Genomic DNA, 21,081 nt, shown 5'->3' with positions numbered 1-21,081 from the left:
GCAAGGAGCACACGCATGAACGCCTCTGAACTCCGTGCCAAGGATGTCGCAGAAATCGAAAAGGAAATCAGCGAACTGCTGAAGGCCCATTTCGGTCTGCGCATGCAAAAGGCCACCCAACAGCTGACCAACACCTCGACCCTGGGCAACACCCGTCGCGACATCGCTCGTGCACGGACGATCCTGGCCGAGAAGAAGAAGGGAGCCGCCAAATGAGCGAAGCCCAAGCCGCCGTCAAGTCCAAGAACACCCGCACCTTCGTCGGCCGCGTGGTCAGCGACAAGCGCTCCAAGACCGTCACGGTCCTGGTCGAGCGTCGCAGCAAGCACGAGCTGTATGGCAAGATCGTGGCCCATTCGCGCAAGTACCATGCTCATGACGAGAATGGCGACTTCCACATGGGTGACCTGGTCGAGATCTCGGAATGCCGTCCGATCTCCAAGACCAAGGCCTGGACCGTCACGCGCCTGATCGAAAAGGCTCGTCTGGTCTGACCTGACGTTGAAAAGCTGATGCGATGCGGGGTCTTCGGGCTCCGTACCTCGCCCTGAACCGACTCGCTGGGATACTGGCAGTCGGTTTTTTCATGGCCGGTCGACGACCCCGTCGAACTGGCCATTTCATTTTCAAGAGGAACGACAACCATGCTGAAGATCGGTGACACCCTGCCTGCCGGCACCCTGTACGAATTCATCGAGGTCGAGGGCAACGGCTGCTCGCTGGGCCCCAACGCCTTCGACATCACGAAGGAGACGGCCGGCAAGAAGATCGCGATCTTCGCTCTCCCGGGGGCGTTCACCCCGACCTGCTCGGCCCGCCACCTGCCGGGCTACATCGAGCAGGCGGCCGCCTTCAAGGCCGCTGGCGTCGACGAGATCTGGTGCCTGTCGGTCAATGACGCGTTCGTGATGGGGGCCTGGGGCCGCCAGGAAGGCGCTCAGGGCAAGGTGCGCATGATGGCCGACGGCAGCGCCGACTTCGCCAAGGCCACCGGCCTGACGCTGGACCTGGGCGTCAAGGGCCTGGGCCTGCGCAGCCAGCGTTATTCGATGCTGGTCGAAGGCGGCGTCGTCAAGGCGCTGAACCTGGACGAAGGTGGCAAGCTGGAAGTCAGCGACGCCCAGACGCTGCTGGCCCAGGCCCGCGCCTGATCCATCGCCTCTCCCCTGGCCGGCCGGTGGCCGATCAGGGGTAGAACACCGCCAGCGTGTAGCCGTTGATGCGGTGGGCATCCTTGGCGGTGAATTCCAGTTGCCAGGTCACGTCGTCCTGGGCCGACAGGGTCTCGGCCTGCTTGAACTCGGCCGGCTTGAGCATGCGGCGGCTGATGACCGCCCCCGATGCATCGGTCAGCGTCAGGTCGATCCAGGGCGCGGCCACGATGTGGTCGGTGCGGTTGCGCAGCTGCAACTGCAGCTTGTAGCCGTCGATGCCCGGCGGCTGGGTCAGCGCGGTGCTGTCCACCGCCAGCGCCTCCAGCTGACGTGGTGCCGCCAGCTGGCAGCCCTGCCACTGGCACATCGGCTCGAGCAGGCGGGCCGCCAGCGGCGATCGTGCCGCGAGCAGATCACGCCAGTGGTAGGCCAGCTGGCCCGTGAGTCCGATGCCGGCCACCAGCACGACCAGCGCCAGCGTGGCACGCACCCAGGGCCGCCGCCACCGCGCCTTGCGGTCGGCTTCCCGCACGAAGGCCGGCAAGGGCTCGGTGGTGGCCTCCGTCACCGTCTCTGGCTCGGGGGCTGCCGGCTCCTCGATGAGCGGCGTGTCGTCGCTCGCCACCAGCGGGGTGTCGGGCACGGTGGCCACGATCTCTTCCGGGTGGGGCGCCTGCGCCGGCGTGGGGGCGGTGATCTCGACCGCAGCCTCGACGACCTCGGGGGGGGCCACTTCGGCAGATCCTGGGCTGGCTTCGACCCCCGCATGCAACGACGACGCATCCTCCTGGGTCAGCAGGTGCGCCACGGTCTGGGGTGAAGGCCGTGGCGAGGGCGCTTGCGCCCCCCGTGCATCGACCTCGGGGTCGATCGCCTCGGCCGGTCCGGCCTGCAGCGGCAGCACGCCCAGTGCTGAAAAATCAGGCTCACGCCGCGGACCGTCCGGCATCGACACCAGGACGGGCAGTGACAGCGCCTCGTCGATGACGGGGGCGAGGGTGGCCGCCGGCGCTGCTTCCGGCGTCATGTCGGCTGCGATGACCGGTGCCGAGGCTGCCGCAGCGCTCTCGAGGTCAGCCTGCGGCAGCGGCGCCAGCGTGTCGGGCACGGACAGGTGCTCGCCGACCGGATCCTGCAGCAGGATCGGCTCTGGCTCTGGCTCTGGCTCTGGCTCTGGCTCTGGCTCTGGCTCTGGCTCCGGCTCCGGCTCCGGCTCCGGCTCCGGCTCCGGCTCCGGCTCCGGCTCCGGCTCCGGCGGCGAGGCGGGCGCCCACGACGGCTCGTCCAGGCCGGCGGTGTCCATGAAGGGCTCCGGCAGGGGCGCGATTTCAGGCGCGGCTTCAGTGGCCGGATCGGGATCGATCAGTTCGATCGACAGCGCCTCGGGGGGCTCGACCGGCGGGGTCGGCGCCAGCTCCGGCTCGATGTCGATGTGGGCGAGCTCGGCCGACGCCACCGGCAGACCGGCCTCGACCCGTTCGGTCTGGCGCTGGCGCAGGGCCGACAGGTCCGAGAACATCGCCGGGCGGGTCTCGATCCAGGACGGATCCTCGAGCTGGGCGTAGATCGGATAAGGCTGGGCGGGCGCCGGCGCAGGCGCAGGCGGCGCGGCGACCTGCGCCGGGGCAGGCGCCGCCGGCAGGTCCAGCGGCACGTCCGGCCAGGTGGGTGGCGGCAGCGGCGCGGGTGGACGCAGGTCGGCGTCGTCGTCGCTGCGATAGACGAAGTGGTCGAACAGGCTGCCGTGGTCGACGCTGGTGGCCGGAGCCTCCACCGCGTCGCGGAAGCCGAACACCGTGTTCTCGTCGGCGACCGCGGTGAGCGGGTCGCCATGCCGGGACTCGGCCAGGTCGTAGTTCGACAGCGGCTCGCGCCGCTCCAGGTCGAACAGGCCTTCCAGCGCGTTGAAGACCTGCTGGCAATGACCGCAGCGCACCCAGCCCTCGGACGCTTTCAGCTGCTCATGGCCGACACGGAAGACCGTGCCGCAGTGCGAACAGGAGGTGGCGAGGCTCATGGCGCGGTCGTTGCCGTGCTCAGGGGCGGTGTGCGCTCAGCAGCACCCAGCCGTCTTCCTGATCGGCCACCTCGAGCGTCAGCCAGGGGGCGTAGGCCGCCTTCAGCTCGTCGATCTGGCGCTCCAGGATGCCGGCCAGCACGAGGTGGCCGCCCGGGGCCACGTGCTGGCTCAGCAGCGGGGCCAGCAGCTTCAGCGGCGCGGCCAGGATGTTGGCCAGCACCAGCGGGTAGGTGCCGCTGGCCAGGTCGGGCAGGCCGACGTTGACCGTGACCCCGTTGACCCGTGCGTTGGCCAGCGTCGATTCGACCGCGGCCGGGTCGATGTCCACCGCGTCGATGTGCCGCCCGCCGAACAGGCCCACGCCGATGGCGAGGATGCCCGAGCCGCAGCCGTAGTCGAGCGTGCGCGGCCAGGCCGGGATCTCGCTGGCGTGGTGGGCGATCCAGCGCAGGCACATGCGCGTGGTCGGGTGGGTGCCGGTGCCGAAGGCCAGGCCCGGGTCCAGGCGCATCACCTGGGTCGCGCCGGCCGGGGGTTCATGCCACGACGGCACGATCCAGAACTGCTCGGTGATCGGCACCGGGGCGAACTGCGACTGGGTCAGCCGCACCCAGTCCTGCTCGACGACCGGCTCCATCGCCTGCACGTGCAGGCCGTCGATCTCCTGCGACAGCAGCAGCGTCGCGGCCGACGTGGCCGCCTCCTCGTGGGCGAACAGCGCCTTCAGCACCGAGTGCTGCCAGCCGCGGATCTGCTCGGCGAACGCGGCGGGCATGCCGGGTTCGCCGAAGATCGGCGCCTCGTCGGGCGTGTCGGCGTTGGCGTCCTCGACCGTCACCGACAGGGCATCGAGCTCCATCAGCGCGTCCGAGAGTTCATCCACCTGGCTGGCGGGGGCGAACAGCGTGAGTTCGACCATGGTCGTTGTCGTCATCGGCAGGACTTTCTGCGGCCCGGCTCAGCGCTTGCGCGCCGCGATCCAGTGCTCGAGGTAGTGGATGCTGGTGCTGCCCTGCACGAAGCCCGGGTCGGACATCAGCTCGCGGTGCAGCGGGATGTTGGTGTTGATGCCCTCGACCAGCGTCTCGCTCAGGGCGCTGCGCATGCGCGCCAGGGCCTGTTCGCGGGTGTCGCCGTGCACGATGATCTTGCCGATCATCGAGTCGTAGTGCGGCGGCACGTAGTAGTTGGTGTAGGCATGCGAGTCCACCCGCACCCCGGGGCCGCCCGGCGGGTGCCACATGGTGATGCGTCCCGGCGAGGGCACGAACTTCCACGGATCCTCGGCGTTGATGCGGCACTCGATCGAGTGGCCACGCAGCTCGATCTGCTTCTGCGTGAAGGGCAGCTCCTCGCCGGCGGCGATGCGGATCTGCTGCTGCACGATGTCCACGCCGGTGATCAGCTCGGTCACCGGGTGCTCGACCTGCACCCGCGTGTTCATCTCGATGAAGAAGAACTCGCCGTTCTCGAACAGGAACTCGAAGGTGCCGGCGCCGCGGTAGCCGATCTTCTTGCAGGCGGTGGCGCAGCGTTCGCCGATCTTCTCGAGGATCTTGCGCGGGATGCCCGGTGCCGGTGCCTCCTCGATGATCTTCTGGTGGCGGCGCTGCATGGAGCAGTCCCGCTCGCCCAGCCAGACGGCGTGGCCGTGCTGGTCGGCCAGCACCTGGATCTCGATGTGGCGCGGGTTCTGGAGGAACTTCTCCATGTACACGGCCGGATTGCCGAAGGCGGCACCCGCCTCGGCCTTGGTCATCTCGACCGAGGCCAGCAGCGAGCTCTCGTCGAGCACGACCCGCATGCCACGACCGCCACCGCCACCTGCCGCCTTGATGATCACCGGATAGCCGACTTCGCGGCCGATGCGGATGATCTCGGCCGGGTCGTCGGGCAGCGCGCCGGCCGAGCCGGGCACTGTGGGCACGCCGGCCTTGATCATCGCGTCCTTGGCCGAGACCTTGTCGCCCATCAGGCGGATCGATTCGGGTGTCGGGCCGATGAAGGCAAAACCGCTGCGTTCCACGCGTTCGGCGAAGTCGGCGTTCTCCGACAGGAAGCCGTAGCCGGGGTGGATCGCCTCGGCGTCGGTCACCTCGGCCGCCGAGATGATGGCCGGCATGTGCAGGTAGCTCTTGGCCGAGGCGGCCGGGCCGATGCACACCGCCTCGTCGGCGAGCTTGACGTACTTGGCGTCACGATCGGCCTCGGAGTAGACGACCACCGCCTGGATGCCCATCTCGCGGCACGCACGCTGGATGCGCAACGCGATCTCGCCCCGGTTGGCGATCAGGATCTTCTTGAACATCTGGAGAGCCTTATTCGATGATGAACAGCGGCTGGCCGTATTCGACCGCCTGACCGTTCTCGACCAGCACCTTGCCGATCGTGCCGGCCAGGTCGGCCTCGATCTCGTTCATGATCTTCATCGCCTCGATGATGCACACCGACTGGCCTTCCTTGACCTGCTGGCCGACGTCGGCCAGCGGCTTGGCGCCCGGCGAGCTGGCGCGGTAGAAGGTGCCGACCATCGGCGAGGTCACGACATGGCCGGTCGGGGCCGCGGCGGGCGCCGGGGCCGGCGCGGCGGCGGCCACGGGGGAGGCGGCCGGCTGCACGGCGGGGGCCACGGCGGCGGGGGCCATCGCCATCACGGTGGTGACGGGCGCGCTCTTGACGATGCGCACCTTGCCGTCGGCTTCGGTGATTTCAAGTTCCGAGACGTTGGATTCCGAGACCAGGTCGATCAGGGTCTTGAGCTTGCGAAGGTCCATGTGGTGGTTCCATCCTGGTTGGGTGGTGGGGTCGGGGGCGTCCGACGGGTCGGGCCCTGCGGATCGCCCTGCGCCGATCGCCGGCCTCCCGGGGTGACGGTCATCCGACCGTGCCCGAAGGCTGGGTGTCGATCTGCAAGGTTCGGTGTCTGCGGGTCATGGAGGCGGGTCGATGAATGCGACATGCCGATGACGGATGAATGTGCTTTGTTAATGCGATTTTGACGCCGAACCCATTACTTTACGCGCATTTCGGTCGGGGATGCAGTTCGTTACGATGATATCGGCAAAATTCGGCGGGGCATCCACCCACGTCAAGCCCGATGCACGACGATCAGACCCGATCCGCCAGGCCGGCCCAGGCGGCCAGTTCGGCGTGGTCGGTCGGGCCCTGCTTGCGGTGCGTCAGCACGCCGGCGGCGCTGATGACGACGGTGTAGGGCAGGCCGCCGTTGGCATTGCCCAGCGTGCGCGCCAGCTCGGTGCCGGCAAAACCGGTCACGCCGATCGGGAAGCTCACCGGCGTGCGCTCGAGGAAGCGGGCGACCGCTTCGGCCTTGTCGATCGCGATGCCGATCACCGTCCAGCCGTGCGCCGCGGCACTGCGGGCAAAACGGTCCAGCTCGGGCATTTCCTTGACACAAGGCGGGCACCAGGTGGCCCAGAAGTTCAGCACCAGCGGGCGGCCGCGCCAGTCGGCCAGCGCCAGCGGGGCCGGGCTGCCGTGGCGTTCCACCTGCTGCAGCCACACGCTCTCGGGCACGGCCCGGGAGCGATCCGCCTCGCCCTGGCGGCGCCAGAGCTGCGCCCCGACCCCGGCGCCCAGCGCCCCCAGGCCGAGCGCGCCGAAGGTCAGCTGGCGCCGGTTCATGCGGGGCCACCCGTCCCGGTGCCGGCCTGCATCAGCCGTTCCAGCGCGGCCAGGTCCCCGCGTGCGGTGCGCCCGCAGGCGTCGGTGCGCAGGGCGCCGCGCAGGTCGTCGTGGTCGAGGATGGTCAGGTGCACGGTCACGGTGTCGTCGAGGTCGCGGCAGCGTTCGCCCAGGCTCAGCACGTCGACCATCACGCCCCGGGGGCCGCGCACGCTGCCGACGTCGTAGTCGACGCCCTGGTTGAGCAGCGTGATCTCGGCGCTCTTGCTGTCATCGCAGAACAGCTGCAGGTGCACTGCCGACAGCCGAGTGGCGGTGCCGCGCCAGACCGCACCGGTCAGGTGGGGCCGGAATTCGGCCAGGCGTTCCATCCAGCGCCGCGCCACCGCACGCAGGGCGGCCAGCTCCTGCGGCTGGGTGTCGGCGCAGAACAGCGCCAGGTACTCGCGCACCGCGGCCTCGAGCTGGTCGTTGTCGGGCAGTTCGCCCTGGCGTGGTGCGCAGCCCAGCGCCCGGGCGGCCCGCTGCTTGGCCGGGCCGTACTCCAGTCCTTCTTCCACCACCAGGCGGGCGGCGGTGGCGGCGATGTCCTCGGTCCGGGATGTCGTCATGGCGGCATTCTGTCAGGTCGGGGGGATCAGGGCAGCTCGACCGCGCCCATGCGGGCGGCCACGGTGCCGGCCCGCGCGCCCAGGTACGCCGAGCCGGGGCGCTGCTCGAAGCGCTTGGGGGCCGGCAGCATCACCGCCAGCCGGGCGGCCTGGCCGGTCGACAGCCGGTCGGCGTCGACGCGGAAGTAGTGCCGCGCCGCGGCCTGCGCGCCGAACACCCCTTCGCCCCACTCGACGTTGTTCAGGTAGATCTCGTAGAGGCGGCGCTTGCTCAGCAGCGCCTCGAGCATCATCGTCACGGCGAATTCCTGCCCCTTGCGCATGGCGGTGCGTTCACCCGACAGGAACAGGTTCTTGGCCAGCTGCTGGCTGATGGTCGAGCCGCCCACCACCTTGGCGACGGCCTTGGCCGGCGCGCTCGCGGTGACGGGCCTGCCGGCCGCGGCGGCCCGCTCCTGGCGGCGGGCCTGCCGTTCGTCGGCCAGGCGGGCGCGCTCCTCGGCCTGCTGGTTGCGTTCCCAGGCCTTCTCGATCGCGTCCCACTCGACGCCGCTGTGCTCGGCAAAACCGGCGTCCTCGCTGGCGATCACCGCCCGCTTGAGCGCGGTCGAGATCTGGCCGTAGGGGCGCCACGACTGGCTCCACGGCACTTCGAGGCGTTCGGTCAGCAGGCGCCAGGCCTCGCTGCGCTGGAAGCTGGTGGACTGCGGATCGACGACGACCATCAGCCCGATGCGCAGCGCGAAGAACAGCTGCAGCGCCAGTGCGCTGACCAGGCACAGGCCCCCCAGGCGCAGCAGGTGCCCGCGCAGCACCGGTCCGCGGCTCACTTCAGCGCTTTCCCAGCGAGGCGTCGACCTCGGCGCGCAGCCGTGCCAGCACGGGCGCGGTGTCCGGGCGCACGCCGCGCCACAGGAAAAACGCCTCGGCGGCCTGCTCGACCAGCATGCCCAGGCCGTCACGCCCGCGTGCGCCGTGCCCGGCGGCCCAGTCGAGGAAACCGAGCGCGCCCGCGCCGTACATCAGGTCCCAGGCCCAGCCTTGCGGGCGCAGCACCTCGGGGCCGACCGGCACGCCGGCGCCGGCCAGGCTGCTGGCCGTGCCGTTGATGACGAGGTCGTAGGCCCGGCCGGCGTCGGCCAGCGGGCGGGCGAGCAGGGTCGCGCCCTGGGCCTGCGCCAGGTCGGCGTGACTGCGCACCAGCGCCTCGGCGCGTTCCTGCGTGCGGTTGGCGATCACCAGCTCGGCCACGCCGGCCTGCAGCAGCGGGGCCAGCACCCCGGCGGCGGCGCCCCCCGCGCCCAGCAGCAGCACCCGGCTGCCACGCAGCGTGACGCCGGCGTTGCGCTCGATGTCGCGGGTCAGGCCGACCCCGTCGGTGTTGTCGGCCCACCAGCCCGAGGCGTCCAGGCCGAGCGTGTTGACGGCCCGGGCGCGCCGTGCCCGCTCGCTCAGTCCGGCCGGGTTGCGGCTGGCGATCAGCTCGAAGGCCTCGAACTTGAACGGCACGGTGATGTTGCAGCCGCGCACGCCCCGGGCGGCCAGCTGCTCCACCGTGTCGACCAGGCCGTCCAGCGGGCTGAGCTGGCGCTGGTAGTCGATGTGCTCGCCGGTCTGGGCGGCGAACAGGGCGTGGATGGCGGGCGAGCGGCTGTGCTCCACCGGGTGGCCGATGACGACGTAGCGGTCCATGGTGTGAAAGTCAGGCAGGGCGATCAGGGGCGGCGCTCACGCGAGCCGGTGTCTTCCACGGCTGCGCGCAGGCCCTCGTCGCGGGTGAATCGGAAACGGGAGACGAAGACCAGCTGGTCGAACTGGGCTTTCATCGCCGCGGAAAAGCGGCCGTATGGCGCGGCGCTGCGCACGATGGCCAGCGCCCGCCGGTCGAGCGCCGGGTTGCCCGACGAGCGCACCAGCTCGACCTCGACCACCCGGCCCTGCGCATCCACCGCGACCTGCACGATCAGCTCGCCGTAGAGGCGCTGGCCGTTGTTCTCGGGGAAGTTGCGGGTGCCGGTGTCCTCGATGCGGCGGCGCAGCTCGTCGTAGTAGATCGCGTGCACGCCTTCGCGGGCGGCCGGGCTGACGTAGCGCCGCCGTGGCCGCGCGTTCTCTTCCTGGATGCGCCGGTCGATCTCGGCCAGCAGGTTGAGCAGCTGGCGGCGGCGCTCCTCGTCGGCATGGCGGGCGACCGCACCACTCTCGCGGGCGGGATCGGGCTGGGGCAGCTTGGCCAGCTCGCGCCGGATCTGCGCCAGCAGCTCCATCTGCTGCACCTGCTTCTGCTCGATCTGGCGCTGCGTGTCCTCGGCCGCATCGCCGGTCTGGGCGGTGGGCGAGGGCGGCAGCGGCGAGGTGGCGTGGCCGCTGTCGGCGTCGCCCCCGCCGGCCAGGTCGCGCTGGGCGATCACCTGGGCCTTCGGCGGGGCGGTCGAGTTGCCGGCGTTGACCAGCACCACCTCCAGCGGCGTGTCCTGGAGGATGCGCTGGAAACCTTCCGGATCGGCCAGGCGCAGGGTCAGCAGCACGGCGTGCACGGCCGCGGACACCAGCAGCGCGATCTGCAGGGTCGAGAGTCGCTTCAGACGTCGCCACATGAGGCAGGGGCTCCCGGGTGTGGTGCAGGTCCGGTGCCGGGCGTCAGGCGCCGGCGCCTTCGGCCGGCACCGCCGGCTCGGCCTCGGACAGGTCGATGGCCAGCGACAGCGGGGCCGCTTCGGCCACGTCCTCCTGCTCGTCGGCTTCCTCGGCGGCCGGCGCGCTGGTGTCGGTGTCGAGGCGGGCGACGACGGTGCCGCTGGTGTCGAGCGTCAGCAGGTCAGGGCGACCCAGGCGCACCCGCACGCGGGCGCCACGCGGCAGCTGCTCGGCACCCACGGCGCGCAGCACCAGCGGCAGCGTGTCGGCCCGCACCAGCCCGTCCTTCATGGCCGAGCACTCGATCTCGGTCACGCCGTTCTGCTCCAGCCAGCGCAGCGTCCAGTAGCGCTCGATGCCGTTCTGGAAGCCGTTGTAGGCGGTGTAGGCGGCGTCGAAGCCGGAGATCACCGCCATCAGCGCGGTGTCCTTGGGCCGGAAGGGCGCGACCAGCGCGGCGGTGCGGCCGTTGCGCGCGCAGGCGATGATCTGCCACTGGTTGACCAGGTCGACGTAGCGGCGCAGCGGCGAGGTCGCCCAGGTGTAGTGCGCCACGCCCATGCCAGCGTGGGGCGCGGCCCGGGTGCCCATGCGCACCTTGATGCCCGGCGCCATGCTGGCCTGGCTGCGGTAGATGCCCGGCACGCCCAGCTCGGCCAGCCAGCCGCCCCAGGTGTTGTTGGCCAGGATCATGGCCTCGGCGACGATGGTGTCCAGCGGCGCGCCGCGGCGGCGCTCGCTGATCAGCACCGTCTCGCTGCCCTCGGGCGGCGCGACCGGCGCCTGGCCCCGGGCATCGACCAGCTTGAAGTTGTAGTCCGGGCGGTTGAAGTTCTCGGGCTTGCCACGCACCACCTCACGCCCGGCCTTCAGGTGCCGCGCCAGGCGGAAGCCGAAGCTCAGCTCGGGGGCGAAGGGGAAGTCGGCCGGCGCCTCGCCGGTCAGCGCGGCTTCGGTGATCAGCGCGTCGAGCTGGTCGTGGCGCAGGTTGGCGGCGATCGGCACCCGCTCGATCCGGGTCTCGCTGCCCTTGATCTCGAGCGTCGCCTCGTCCATCGTGACGTAGAGCGACAGCGCCGGGCAGTCGCGGCCTTCCTGCAGCGTGTAGCGCTGCACCACCTCGTCGGGCAGCATGGTCAGCTTCCAGCCCGGCATGTAGACGGTCGACAGGCGCTCGCGGGCGATCCGGTCGATGGCCGAATCCGGCGTGATCGCCAGGCCGGGGGCGGCGATGTGCACGCCGAAGATCACCGTGCCGCTGCCCAGGCCCTGGACCGACAGCGCATCGTCGATCTCGGTGGTGGCCGAGTCGTCGATCGAAAACGCCCGCACCGGTGCCAGCGGCAGGTCGTCGTGGATCTCGGGGGCGACCAGGCCGGACGGGAAACCCGTGCCCTTGGGGAACTGGTCGAACAGGAAACGCCGCCAGTGGAACTGGTAGGGGCTGTCGATGGCCCCGGCGGCGGTCAGCAGGTCCAGCGGCGCGCGCTGCGCACGCCGGGAGCCCTCGACCACGGCCTTGTACTCAGGCGCGTTCTTGTCGGGGCGGAACAGGATCTTGTAGAGCTGCTCGCGCACGGCCGGCGGGCAGCTGCCGTCGGCCAGCTCCTGCGCCCAGGCCTCGATCTGCGCGGCGATCTGCGCCTTGCGCTCGATGGCCAGCAGCGCGGCCTTGACGATCTCCTCGGGCGCCTTGCGGAACTGGCCCTTGCCGGCGCGGCGGAAATAGTGCGGCGCCGCCTGCAGGCGGAACAGCGCGGCGGCCTGGTGGGTCAGGCCGGCCTTGGCGTCGAAATAGTCGCGCGCCAGGTCGGCGAATCCGAATTCGGCATCGGGCGCAAATTCCCAGGCCAGGTCGAGATCGATCTCCTCGGCCAGACGCTGGCCCTCCGCGATCAGCTCGGCGGGGCCGGGCTTCTCGAACTTCATCAGCACATTGGCGGACTTGACCTTGACACGCTTGCCCGACTCCAGTTCGATCTGCATCGAACTGTCGGCTTCGGACATCACACGCCCGGCAAGGAACTTGCCGGCTTCATCGAACAGGGCATACATGCCCCGATTGTCGCCGGGAAGCGGGTGAGCGCCGCCATCCCGGGTCAGGCAGGCTGTTTCAGAGCGTCAATCCGCCCGAGACCTCGATCACCGCGCCGTTGACGTAGCTGGCCTCGTCGCTGGCGAGGAAGGCGTACACGTTGGCGATTTCCTGCGGATGGCCCAGGCGCTTGAGCGGCACCTCGTCGCGCATCTGCTGCAGCACCTTGTCGGGGATCGTCGCGAGGATGGGTGTCTCGACGAAGCCCGGCGCGACCGCGTTCACCCGCACGCCCTTGGGGCCGAGCTCCCGGCTCCAGGTCCTGGTGAAGCCGATGACCCCGGACTTGGCCGCCGCGTAGTTGGTCTGGCCGAAGTTGCCGTACAGGCCCACCACGCTGCTGGCGTTGAGGATCACGCCGCTGCCTTGTCCGATCATCGTGTCGACCACGGCCTGGGCGCAGTGGAAGACCCCGCGCAGGTTGACGTCGATGACGGCGTCGAACTGGGCCTCGGTCATCTTCTGCAGCCGGGCGTCGCGGGTGATGCCGGCGTTGTTGACCAGCACGTCGATGCGGCCGAACCGCCCGAGCACCGCCTGCACCATCGCATCGATCTGCGCCCGGTCGGTCACGCTGACCACGAAGCCCTCGGCCCGCGCACCCAGGGCGCGGCAGCGCTCGACGGTGGCCTGCACCGCCTCGGGCTGCACGTCGCAGGCGATGACGATCGCCCCTTCGGTGGCGAACTTCAGCGCCGTGGCCTGGCCGATGCCCTGGGCGGCGCCGGTGATGATGGAAACCTTGTCCTGGAGTCTCATGGGGATGCTTCTTCTCGCTGGGTGGGTCGGACGCGGGAGGGTGGCACGCCCCTGGACCTCACAGGCCCAGGACGCGCATCACCTCGGGCAGATGGGTCTCGAAATCGCTCAGCGCGTGGTCGCCGCCGGGCAGCACGCGCAGGTCGGTGTGCCGGTAGCGCTCGCTCATCTCGCGCCAGTCCAGCACCTCGTCGCCCTGCGCGACCAGGGTCAGGTAGCGCCCGGGGCGGGCCAGCTCGCCCGGCGCCAGGCGCTGCAGCTCGCCGATGAAGGCGGGGTCGAAATGGAAACGCTCGGCCGGGTCGTGCCAGGACGTCTGCTCGCCGATGTGGCGGGCCAGGTCGCGGGCCGGGTTCACGGCCGGGTTGACCAGCACCGCCCGCCAGCCCAGGCGCTCGGCCAGCACGGTGGCGTAGAAGCCGCCCAGCGAGCTGCCCATGACGGCCGCGCCGTCGGCGGGCCAGCCGGCCACGCCCGCGAGCAGCAGGTCGATCGCCGCTGCCGGCGAGGGCGGCAGCTGCGGGCACCACCAGACCACCTCGGGATGGGCCTGCGCCATGTGCGCGGCCATGCAGCGGGCCTTGAACGACTGCGGCGAGGAGCGGAAGCCGTGCAGGTAGAGCAGGTGGGTGGTGGCCATCGGCGGCTCCGGACTCAGCCGCGGGCGGCCAGCGCGCCCAGCAGCCGCTCGTGCACGCCGCCGAAGCCGCCGTTGCTCATGCACAGCACCTGGTCACCGGGGCGGGCCGCCTGCACCACGGCCTTCACCAGGGCGTCGAGGTTCGCGCAGACCTGCGCGTCCGCGCCCATCGGCAGCAGCGCCTCGCGGGCGTCCCAGTCGAGGCCGCCGGCATGGCAGAAGGACAGGTCGGCCTCTTCCAGCGCCCAGGGCAGCTGCGACTTCATCGTGCCCAGCTTCATGGTGTTGGAGCGTGGCTCGAACACCGCCAGGATGCGTGCGGTGCCGACCTTGCGGCGCAGGCCGTTGATCGTGGTGTGGATCGCGGTGGGGTGGTGGGCGAAGTCGTCGTAGACCGTCACCCCGCCGGCCTCGCCCCGGCGCTCCAGCCGGCGCCGCACGTTCTGGAACGCCGCCAGCGCCGCGGCGGCCCGCTCCGGCGTGACCCCCACGTGCTCGGCCGCGGCGAGGGCCGCCAGCGCGTTGAGCTGGTTGTGCTCGCCCAGCAGCGCCCACTCGACCCGCGCCACCTTCATGCTGCCGCGCAGCACGTCGAAGGCGTGCGGTTCGCCCCGGGCGCGCAGCGCGCCGGGCTCTTCCTTGCGGGCGCCGAAGCGCAGCACCTCGCTCCAGCAGCCGCGCTTGAGCACGGTCTGCAGGCTGTCCTCGCGGGCGTTGACCACCAGCCGCCCGCTGGCGGGCACGGTGCGCACCAGGTGGTGGAACTGGGTCTCGATGGCGGCCAGGTCCGGGAAAATGTCGGCGTGGTCGTACTCGAGGTTGTTCAGGATCGCGGTGCGCGGGCGGTAGTGCACGAACTTGCTGCGCTTGTCGAAGAAGGCGGTGTCGTACTCGTCGGCCTCGATCACGAAGGGGCTCATCGGCCCGGTCGCGCCCAGCCGCGCCGACACGCCGAAGTTCTGCGGCACGCCACCGACCAGGAAACCCGGCTGCAGGCCGGCGTGCTCGAGGATCCACGCCAGCATCGAGGTCGTCGTCGTCTTGCCGTGCGTGCCGGCCACGGCCAGCACGTGGCGGCCCTGCAGCACGTTCTCGGCCAGCCACTGCGGCCCGCTCGTGTAGGGCCGTCCGGCGTCGAGGATGGCCTCCATCAGCGCATTGCCGCGGCTGACCACGTTGCCCACGACGTAGAGATCGGGTTCCAGGGCCATCTGGTCGGGGGTGAAGCCCTCGATCAGCTCGATGCCCAGCGCGCGCAGCTGGTCGCTCATCGGCGGGTAGACGTTGGCGTCGCAGCCGGTCACGCGGTGACCGGCCTCGCGAGCGAGTGCGGCCACGCCGCCCATGAACGTGCCGCAGATGCCGAGAATATGAATGTGCATGATCGGATTCTAGAAGTGAGGCCCGGGCCCATGTCATGGTCGGGCGCAAGCGCCGTGCCCGCGGCTGCGCATAGACTGCATGCATCACGTTCACGGCGGATTTCCAGACCATGCGCATCGGCATCCTCACCGGCGGCGGCGACTGCCCCGGCCTCAACGCGGTCATCCGGGCGGTGACCAAGTCGCTGATCCAGCAGTGCGGTGCCGAGGTGGTCGGCATCGAGGACGGTTTCCTCGGCCTGATCGAGCGCCGCGTGCGCCCGCTGGGCTGGGACGACGTCAGCGGCATCCTCGCGACGGGTGGCACCATCCTGGGCACGAGCAACACCGCCAGCCCCTTCGCCTGGCGCGACCGGGACGTCTCCGACGAGGTGGCGCGCTACGTGCACGACGGGCTGGGGCTGCACAGCCTGGTGGTCATCGGCGGCGACGGCACGATGACGATCGCCCAGCACCTGGCCTCGGTCGGTTCGCTCTCGGTGGTCGGCGTGCCCAAGACCATCGACAACGACATCGAGGGCACCGAGCGCAGCTTCGGCTTCGACACCGCCGTGGCCACCGTCACCGATGCGCTCGAGCGGGTGCAGACCACCGGCCAGAGCCACGGCCGCGTGATGGTCGTCGAGACCATGGGCCGCTACGCGGGCTGGATCGCGCTGGAGGCCGGTGTGGCCGGCGCGGCCGACGTGATCCTGCTGCCCGAGATCGGCTACGACGTCGAGGCGATCGCCGCCTTGTGCCGCGAGCGCAGCGCCCGCCGGCGCTCGACGCTGATCTGCGTGGCCGAAGGGGCGAAGCCCGTGGGCGGCGAGCTGACCGTGGGCCAGCGGGTCGACGATGCCAGCGACCCGGTGCGCCTGGGCGGCGTGGCCCATGTGCTGCGTGCGCAGCTGCAGCCCCTGGTCGGTGCCGAGGTGCGCGCGACCGTGCTGGGCCATGTGCAGCGCGGGGGCTCGCCCACCGCCTTCGACCGGGTGCTGGCGACGCAGTACGGTCATGCGGCCGCGGGGCTGGTGCGGCAGGGCGTCAGCGGGCGCATGGTGGCGCTGCAGGGCGGTCGCCTGTGCGACGTGCCGCTGCACGAGGTCGCGGGCCGCAACCGGCTGGTGCCGCCCGACCACGCGCTGCTGCAGTGCGCCCGCGAGATCGGCGTCAGCTTCGGCGAACCGGGCTGACGCGCGCCGCGGGCGTCAGTTCTCGGCGATCAGGGTCTGCATGCCGGTCCACTCCTGGCCCGGCGCCAGCACCACCGGCACGCCGATCTGGGCGGCCTCGACGCACAGCATGCCCAGCCAGCCATCGGCGGGCATGTCCTTGAGCTGGGCGCACTTCTCGGGGCCCGGGTTCCAGACCACGACGTCCTCGAACTGGCTGGAGCGGATGCTCAGGCGCCGCCCGGCCTCGCGCAGCGTCAGCGCCGGTGGCGCGTTCCAGTAGATGCGGTCCAGCTCCTGGGTGATCGACACCACGTCGATCCACTGCTGGCGCGGCTGGTCGAGCACGGCGTCGTGGTAGTTCTGGTCGAGCAGGCCCTCGAGCTGGGCGCGGCGCACGTCGGCCGTGGCCAGGTAGGTGTGCAGCGCGGCCTGGAAGCTCATCACCGTGTCGCCCGTGTTCACCACGGCCATCTCCATCTCGAGCCGGCCGGCGTCCACGCTGACGGTCAGCTCCAGCTCGAAGGGATGCGGCCACAGCGCGCGCGAGGCCTCGTCGTCGACCAGGCGCAGCACCGCGAACGCGTGCTCGCCGCGCACCGTGGCCTGCTGCAGCGTCCAGCCCCGGTTGCGGGCGAAGCCGTGCTTGGGCAGCGGCCCCCGGTTGTTGAACTGCGGGAAGATCACCGGCACGCCACCGCGCACCGCCGACCCTTCGCCGTAGGCGGTGGCGGGCGACAGGTAGAGCTGCTCCTCGCCGCCGGCGGGGATCCACGACACCACGTGGCCGCCGTGCAGCAGCACGGTGGCCTGGGCGCCGCCGGGCGCGCGCAGGTGCACCGCCGGCTGGCCGTCGAACTCGATCAGCCCGGTCGGGTACAGGGCGCGGGGCTGCTGCAGCTCACTCATGGGCAAACACCTCGCGCGCGGCCGCGATGGTCGCGTCGATGTCGGCGTCGGTGTGGGCCGCGCTGACGAAACCGGCCTCGTAGAGCGCCGGGGCCAGGTAGACCCCGCGGTCCAGCAGGCCGTGGAAGAAGCGGTTGAAGCGGGCCTGGTCGGTGGTCATGACCGTGCCGTAGTTCTGCGGCAGCTCGGGCATGAAGAAGAAGCCGAACATGCCGCCCTGGCTGTCGACCGAGAACGGCACGCCCGAGGCGTCGGCCGCGGCCTTCAGGCCGTCGACCAGGCGGCGGGTCTTGACCGACAGGGCCTCGAAGAAGCCCGGCTGGCGGATCTCGCGCAGCGTGGCCAGGCCGCAGGCGGTGGCGATCGGGTTGCCGCTCAGCGTGCCGGCCTGGTAGACCGTGCCCAGCGGGGCCAGGTGGCCCATGATGCGGCGCGAGCTGCCGAAGGCGGCCAGCGGCATGCCCCCGCCGATGACCTTGCCGAAGACGCTGATGTCCGGCGCGAAGCCGGGGATGGCCTGCGCGTACAGGCTCTGGGCGCTGCCGAGCGCGACGCGAAAGCCGGTCATCACCTCGTCGAAGACGAACAGCGCGCCGTGCTGGTCGCACAGCTCGCGGATGCGCCGGACGAACGGCACCTGCGCCCGCACGAAGTTCATGTTGCCGGCGATCGGCTCGATCATCACGCAGGCCAGGTCCGGGCCGTGCAGGCGGAAGGCCTCCTCGAGCTGCTCGAGGTTGTTGTACTCGAGCACCAGCGTGTGCTGCACGACCTCGGGCGGCACGCCGGCCGAGGTCGGGTTGCCGAAGGTCGCCAGGCCCGAGCCGGCCTTGACCAGCAGCGCGTCGGCGTGGCCGTGGTAGCAGCCCTCGAACTTGATCAGCTTGGAGCGGCCGGTGGCGCCGCGGGCCAGCCGGATGGCCGTCATCGCCGCTTCGGTGCCGGAGCTGACCAGGCGGATCTGCTCGCAGCTGGGCACCAGCGACAGGATCTCCTCGGCCAGCTCGACCTCACGCTCGGTCGGCGCGCCGAAGCTGAAACCCTCCAGCGCGGCCTGCTGCACGGCACCCAGCACGGCCGGGTGGCCGTGGCCCAGGATCATCGGGCCCCAGGAGCCGATGTAGTCGATGTAGCGCTGCCCCTCGGCGTCCCACATGTAGGGGCCGTCGGCGCGGCTGATGAAACGGGGCGTGCCGCCCACGGCGCGGAAGGCCCGCACCGGCGAGTTCACGCCGCCGGGGATGACACGCTGGGCGCGCTCGAACAGCTCGGCATTGGTCGTCATGGGATCAGTGGATGTTGCGGGGGTGGGGTGTCTGGGTGTCGTCGCCGTTGGCGGCCGTGTCCGGTTCACCTTCTTCGTCTTCCGGCGGCACCGCCCAGAAGAAGCGGTCGGGCAGCACGCCGCCCATGCCGGGACGGAAACCGGCGTCGAGCGCCTGGTCGAGGAAGGCCAGCGCCTCGGCCACCGCCATGTGCAGCTCCTGGCCGGTGGCCATCAGCGCGGCGATGGAGGCCGACAGCGTGTCGCCGGCCCCGACGAAGGCGGTGTCGAAGCGCTCGAACTTCTCGCCGGTGATCGCGCCCTGCGGCGTGGCCAGCACGTTGTCGACGAAGTTGTTGGGCAGCGGCATGCCGGTCACCAGCACGTGGCGGGTGCCGTGTTCGCCGGCGGCCACGGCCAGTTCACGGGCCGACGGCGGGCGTTCCGAGTCCCATTCGGGCAGCAGGAAGTCGGTCAGCGTCTTGTGGTTGCCGACCAGCACCTCGGTCTGCGGCAGCACCAGCTCGCGCAGCGCATCGAGGTAGGCCTGGGCCGCGTCCTCGTCGTCCATCCAGGACAGCGAGGGCAGGTAGGTGATCAGCGGCACGTCCGGATAGTCGGACAGCACCTCGGCCACGGAGCCGACGTTTTCCGCCGTGCCGAGGAAGCCGACCTTCCAGGCGCCGATCGTCGTGTCCTCGAGCACGATGCGGGCCTGCTCGACCACGGTGTCGCCATCGAGCGGCGTCTGGTCGAAGACTTCCGCGGTGTCGCGCATCACGATGGTGCTGATGACCGGCAGGGCATGGGCGCCCATCGCGGCGATCGTGGCGATGTCGCCGGCAATGCCGGCGGCGCCGCTGGCGTCGCTGGCGTTGAAGCTCATCACGCAGACCGGGCCGGTGAGCTCCGGGTTCTCGATGCTGTCGGTTTCGGGGGTGCTGGGCTTCATGAGGGGTAACGCTCGCCGCTCACCTCGAGACCGACCGGGCCCGGGTCCGTGCAAAGGTGAGCACAAAAGCCTGGAGCAAAAAAGCTCTGGGAGATTCTGAGAAATCTGTTGTAGGTGCCCACGCGCCCAGGGCTTTCCGGCCACGGGCTATCGCTACAATCTTCGATCATTGTAGACAAGCTGAAAACGCCGCGTGAGTACCTCTCGAACCTGGATGTGCCTGATCTGTGGCTGGATCTATGACGAAGCCGCCGGCGACCCCGAGCACGACATCGCCCCGGGCACGGCCTGGGAAGACGTGCCGATGAACTGGGTCTGTCCAGAATGCGGTGCCCGCAAGGAAGACTTTGAAATGGTGCAGTTCTAGAGCCGATTTCCGGTCGCCGGTCCGCATCAGCAACGAGGAACATACCTTTCGTGGAACAAGTGCAGACTCCAACTGTCGGGCCGCGTGAAACGGCGGTGACCCGCGTGCTGGTCATCGATGACAGCAACACCATCCGGCGCAGTGCCGAGATCTTCCTGAAGCAGGGGGGCTGCGAGGTCCTGCTGGCCGAGGACGGTTTCGACGCGCTGGCCAAGGTGAGCGACCATCGACCGGACCTGATCTTCTGCGACATCCTGATGCCGCGGCTCGATGGCTACCAGACCTGCGCGATCATCAAGCGCAACCCCCAGTTCGCCACGGTACCGGTCATCATGCTGTCCTCCAAGGACGGCCTGTTCGACAAGGCGCGTGGCCGCATGGTGGGTTCGGAAGATTACCTGACCAAGCCGTTCACCAAGGACCAGCTGCTGCGGGCGGTGCATCAGTACGGTCGGGTGACGGTCTGATGGGCAGCTTGCCCGATGGGCGCCGGTCCGCACCGCGGGCCCTGTGATCGCACAAGGGAGACCCGGCATGACGATCCACAACATCCTTCTGGTCGACGACTCCAAGACCGAGCTGCATTTCCTCACGGAAATCCTGGTGCGGCGCGGTTTCCGTGTCCGCACGGCCGAGAACGGTGACGAGGCCCTGCGCCGCATCGCCGAGGAAAAACCCGACCTGATCCTGATGGACGTCGTGATGCCGGGCCAGAACGGTTTCCAGCTCACCCGCACCATCACCCGTGATCCGCAGTTCTCCGACGTGCCGGTGATCATGTGCACGAGCAAGAGCCAGGAGACCGACAAGGTCTGGGGCATGCGCCAGGGCGCGCGCGATTACGTCGTCAAGCCCGTCGATCCGGACCTGCTGGTCCAGAAGATCCGGGCCTTCGGCTGAGGCTGGACACACCATGGCCAACAGGGAAGCGTTGCGTGAACTCCAGGGGCGGCTGGCCGAGCGGCTCCAGGAAGCCCAGACCTCCGAGCCCAGTGCCGGCTGGCTGGCGATCGAGTCCTGCGGCTTCGGTTTCCTGCTGCCGCTGGCCGAGGCCGGCGAGATCTTCCAGCCCGGCGAGCTGCAGCCCGTGCCCCACACGATGTCGTGGTTCCTCGGCGTGGCCAATCTGCGCGGGGCCTTGACCGGCGTGGTCGACCTGGGCGGTTTCCTCGGCCTGCGCCAGTCGGTGCCGGGCGCCGCGCGTGAGCAGGCCCGCCTGGTCGCCTTCAATCCGGGCCTCGAGATCAATGCGGCGCTGCTGGTCGACAAGCTCGCCGGGCTGCGCCAGATCGCCCAGCTCACGCCGGCGCCGATCGCCTCGACCGTGCACCCGGCCTTCGTGACCGCCGCCTGGAACGATGCGTCGGGCCGGACCTGGCAGGTGCTGAGTCTGGCGGCTTTGTCACGCGACGAGCGGTTTTTGCATATTGCCACTGTGGTTTGACGCCGCCCGGCCGATAGGCCCTAAACCGAAGCATGAAAGTAGAGGCGG

At 70.3% G+C, this 21,081-nt stretch carries 24 protein-coding genes; 8 read left to right on the top strand and 16 right to left on the bottom strand.

Annotation, left to right across the window (positions count from 1 at the left end):
* Window positions 1-15 precede the first annotated feature (15 nt).
* The 3 genes from rpmC to C7444_RS16075 all read left to right on the top strand — a co-directional run bounded on the left by rpmC (window position 16) and on the right by C7444_RS16075 (window position 1,151).
* Complete coding sequence (rpmC, locus tag C7444_RS16085; protein ID WP_110401872.1) at window positions 16-216, top strand: 50S ribosomal protein L29; 201 nt, start codon at window positions 16-18, stop codon at window positions 214-216.
* The gene (gene rpsQ, locus C7444_RS16080; protein WP_110401871.1) at window positions 213-494 is read left to right on the top strand and encodes a 30S ribosomal protein S17; all 282 of its coding nucleotides are present in this window, start codon (window positions 213-215) and stop codon (window positions 492-494) included. Before rpmC ends, rpsQ begins: the two co-directional genes overlap by 4 nt.
* Before the next feature lie 150 nt (window positions 495-644).
* Entirely contained in the window at window positions 645-1,151 is a 507-nt protein-coding gene (locus C7444_RS16075) for a peroxiredoxin (protein WP_110401870.1), read from the top strand.
* Window positions 1,152-1,185: 34 nt separating this feature from the next.
* Here the strand turns inward: C7444_RS16075 and C7444_RS16070 are convergent, their stop codons facing one another.
* From C7444_RS16070 to mpl, 13 genes are all read right to left on the bottom strand, one after another.
* Window positions 1,186-3,171: a zinc-ribbon and DUF3426 domain-containing protein gene (locus tag C7444_RS16070; RefSeq protein ID WP_110401869.1), complete on the bottom strand. Its 1,986-nt coding sequence runs from the start codon at window positions 3,169-3,171 to the stop codon at window positions 1,186-1,188.
* A 19-nt stretch (window positions 3,172-3,190) separates the two neighbouring features.
* Window positions 3,191-4,093, bottom strand: a complete 903-nt coding sequence (prmA, locus tag C7444_RS16065) for a 50S ribosomal protein L11 methyltransferase (RefSeq protein ID WP_110401868.1) — start codon at window positions 4,091-4,093, stop codon at window positions 3,191-3,193.
* Between the two features lie 39 nt (window positions 4,094-4,132).
* Window positions 4,133-5,482 (bottom strand): acetyl-CoA carboxylase biotin carboxylase subunit, encoded by a 1,350-nt coding sequence (gene accC, locus C7444_RS16060; protein ID WP_110401867.1) that lies wholly within the window; start codon window positions 5,480-5,482, stop codon window positions 4,133-4,135.
* A 10-nt stretch (window positions 5,483-5,492) separates the two neighbouring features.
* Window positions 5,493-5,948 carry an acetyl-CoA carboxylase biotin carboxyl carrier protein gene (gene accB, locus C7444_RS16055; protein ID WP_110401866.1) on the bottom strand — a complete coding sequence of 152 codons (456 nt, stop codon included), beginning with the start codon at window positions 5,946-5,948 and terminating at the stop codon, window positions 5,493-5,495.
* A gap of 334 nt (window positions 5,949-6,282) precedes the next feature.
* Window positions 6,283-6,819 carry a TlpA disulfide reductase family protein gene (locus C7444_RS16050; protein WP_110401865.1) on the bottom strand — a complete coding sequence of 179 codons (537 nt, stop codon included), beginning with the start codon at window positions 6,817-6,819 and terminating at the stop codon, window positions 6,283-6,285.
* Complete coding sequence (locus C7444_RS16045; protein ID WP_110401864.1) at window positions 6,816-7,430, bottom strand: hypothetical protein; 615 nt, start codon at window positions 7,428-7,430, stop codon at window positions 6,816-6,818. Before C7444_RS16045 ends, C7444_RS16050 begins: the two co-directional genes overlap by 4 nt.
* A 26-nt stretch (window positions 7,431-7,456) precedes the next feature.
* Window positions 7,457-8,242, bottom strand: coding sequence for a transglycosylase domain-containing protein (locus C7444_RS16040; protein ID WP_110401896.1), 786 nt, complete (start codon window positions 8,240-8,242; stop codon window positions 7,457-7,459).
* A 19-nt stretch (window positions 8,243-8,261) separates the two neighbouring features.
* Window positions 8,262-9,122 (bottom strand): shikimate dehydrogenase, encoded by an 861-nt coding sequence (gene aroE, locus C7444_RS16035; protein ID WP_110401863.1) that lies wholly within the window; start codon window positions 9,120-9,122, stop codon window positions 8,262-8,264.
* Between the two features lie 23 nt (window positions 9,123-9,145).
* Window positions 9,146-10,027: an energy transducer TonB gene (locus C7444_RS16030; RefSeq protein WP_110401862.1), complete on the bottom strand. Its 882-nt coding sequence runs from the start codon at window positions 10,025-10,027 to the stop codon at window positions 9,146-9,148.
* Between the two features lie 43 nt (window positions 10,028-10,070).
* Window positions 10,071-12,122 carry a ribonuclease catalytic domain-containing protein gene (locus tag C7444_RS16025; protein WP_110401861.1) on the bottom strand — a complete coding sequence of 684 codons (2,052 nt, stop codon included), beginning with the start codon at window positions 12,120-12,122 and terminating at the stop codon, window positions 10,071-10,073.
* Between the two features lie 58 nt (window positions 12,123-12,180).
* On the bottom strand, window positions 12,181-12,921 hold the full coding sequence (gene fabG / locus C7444_RS16020) for a 3-oxoacyl-ACP reductase FabG (RefSeq protein WP_110401860.1): 741 nt from the start codon (window positions 12,919-12,921) through the stop codon (window positions 12,181-12,183).
* 58 nt (window positions 12,922-12,979) lie between these two features.
* The gene (locus tag C7444_RS16015) at window positions 12,980-13,561 is read right to left on the bottom strand and encodes a YqiA/YcfP family alpha/beta fold hydrolase (protein ID WP_110401859.1); all 582 of its coding nucleotides are present in this window, start codon (window positions 13,559-13,561) and stop codon (window positions 12,980-12,982) included.
* A gap of 14 nt (window positions 13,562-13,575) precedes the next feature.
* Window positions 13,576-14,943, bottom strand: coding sequence for a UDP-N-acetylmuramate:L-alanyl-gamma-D-glutamyl-meso-diaminopimelate ligase (gene mpl, locus C7444_RS16010; protein WP_110401858.1), 1,368 nt, complete (start codon window positions 14,941-14,943; stop codon window positions 13,576-13,578).
* Between the two features lie 110 nt (window positions 14,944-15,053).
* On the opposite strand from mpl, the gene C7444_RS16005 reads away from it, so the two are divergent.
* Window positions 15,054-16,118 (top strand): 6-phosphofructokinase, encoded by a 1,065-nt coding sequence (locus tag C7444_RS16005; protein ID WP_110401857.1) that lies wholly within the window; start codon window positions 15,054-15,056, stop codon window positions 16,116-16,118.
* Between the two features lie 15 nt (window positions 16,119-16,133).
* Here C7444_RS16005 and C7444_RS16000 read toward each other — a convergent pair whose 3' ends face one another.
* Genes C7444_RS16000 through thiD form a run of 3 tightly spaced genes read right to left on the bottom strand, consistent with a single transcriptional unit; the run spans window position 16,134 to window position 19,222 of the window.
* Window positions 16,134-17,006: a D-hexose-6-phosphate mutarotase gene (locus tag C7444_RS16000; RefSeq protein WP_110401856.1), complete on the bottom strand. Its 873-nt coding sequence runs from the start codon at window positions 17,004-17,006 to the stop codon at window positions 16,134-16,136.
* Window positions 16,999-18,291: a glutamate-1-semialdehyde 2,1-aminomutase gene (gene hemL, locus C7444_RS15995; RefSeq protein WP_110401855.1), complete on the bottom strand. Its 1,293-nt coding sequence runs from the start codon at window positions 18,289-18,291 to the stop codon at window positions 16,999-17,001. Before hemL ends, C7444_RS16000 begins: the two co-directional genes overlap by 8 nt.
* Before the next feature lie 4 nt (window positions 18,292-18,295).
* A complete protein-coding gene (gene thiD / locus C7444_RS15990) occupies window positions 18,296-19,222 on the bottom strand; it encodes a bifunctional hydroxymethylpyrimidine kinase/phosphomethylpyrimidine kinase (RefSeq protein ID WP_110401854.1) in 927 nt (308 codons plus the stop codon).
* A 214-nt stretch (window positions 19,223-19,436) separates the two neighbouring features.
* On the opposite strand from thiD, the gene C7444_RS15985 reads away from it, so the two are divergent.
* From C7444_RS15985 to C7444_RS15970, 4 genes are all read left to right on the top strand, one after another.
* Window positions 19,437-19,589 (top strand): rubredoxin, encoded by a 153-nt coding sequence (locus C7444_RS15985; RefSeq protein WP_110401853.1) that lies wholly within the window; start codon window positions 19,437-19,439, stop codon window positions 19,587-19,589.
* A gap of 95 nt (window positions 19,590-19,684) precedes the next feature.
* Complete coding sequence (locus tag C7444_RS15980; RefSeq protein WP_110401852.1) at window positions 19,685-20,056, top strand: response regulator; 372 nt, start codon at window positions 19,685-19,687, stop codon at window positions 20,054-20,056.
* A 67-nt stretch (window positions 20,057-20,123) separates the two neighbouring features.
* Window positions 20,124-20,489 carry a response regulator gene (locus C7444_RS15975; protein WP_110401851.1) on the top strand — a complete coding sequence of 122 codons (366 nt, stop codon included), beginning with the start codon at window positions 20,124-20,126 and terminating at the stop codon, window positions 20,487-20,489.
* Window positions 20,490-20,502: 13 nt separating this feature from the next.
* On the top strand, window positions 20,503-21,033 hold the full coding sequence (locus C7444_RS15970) for a chemotaxis protein CheW (RefSeq protein WP_110401850.1): 531 nt from the start codon (window positions 20,503-20,505) through the stop codon (window positions 21,031-21,033).
* The last annotated feature ends 48 nt before the right edge of the window (window positions 21,034-21,081 follow it).

This window comes from Sphaerotilus hippei (genome assembly GCF_003201595.1).
Lineage (GTDB): Bacteria > Pseudomonadota > Gammaproteobacteria > Burkholderiales > Burkholderiaceae_C > Sphaerotilus > Sphaerotilus hippei.
Note: the sequence above shows the minus strand (reverse complement) of the source record. Positions and strands in the feature narration are given on the sequence as shown.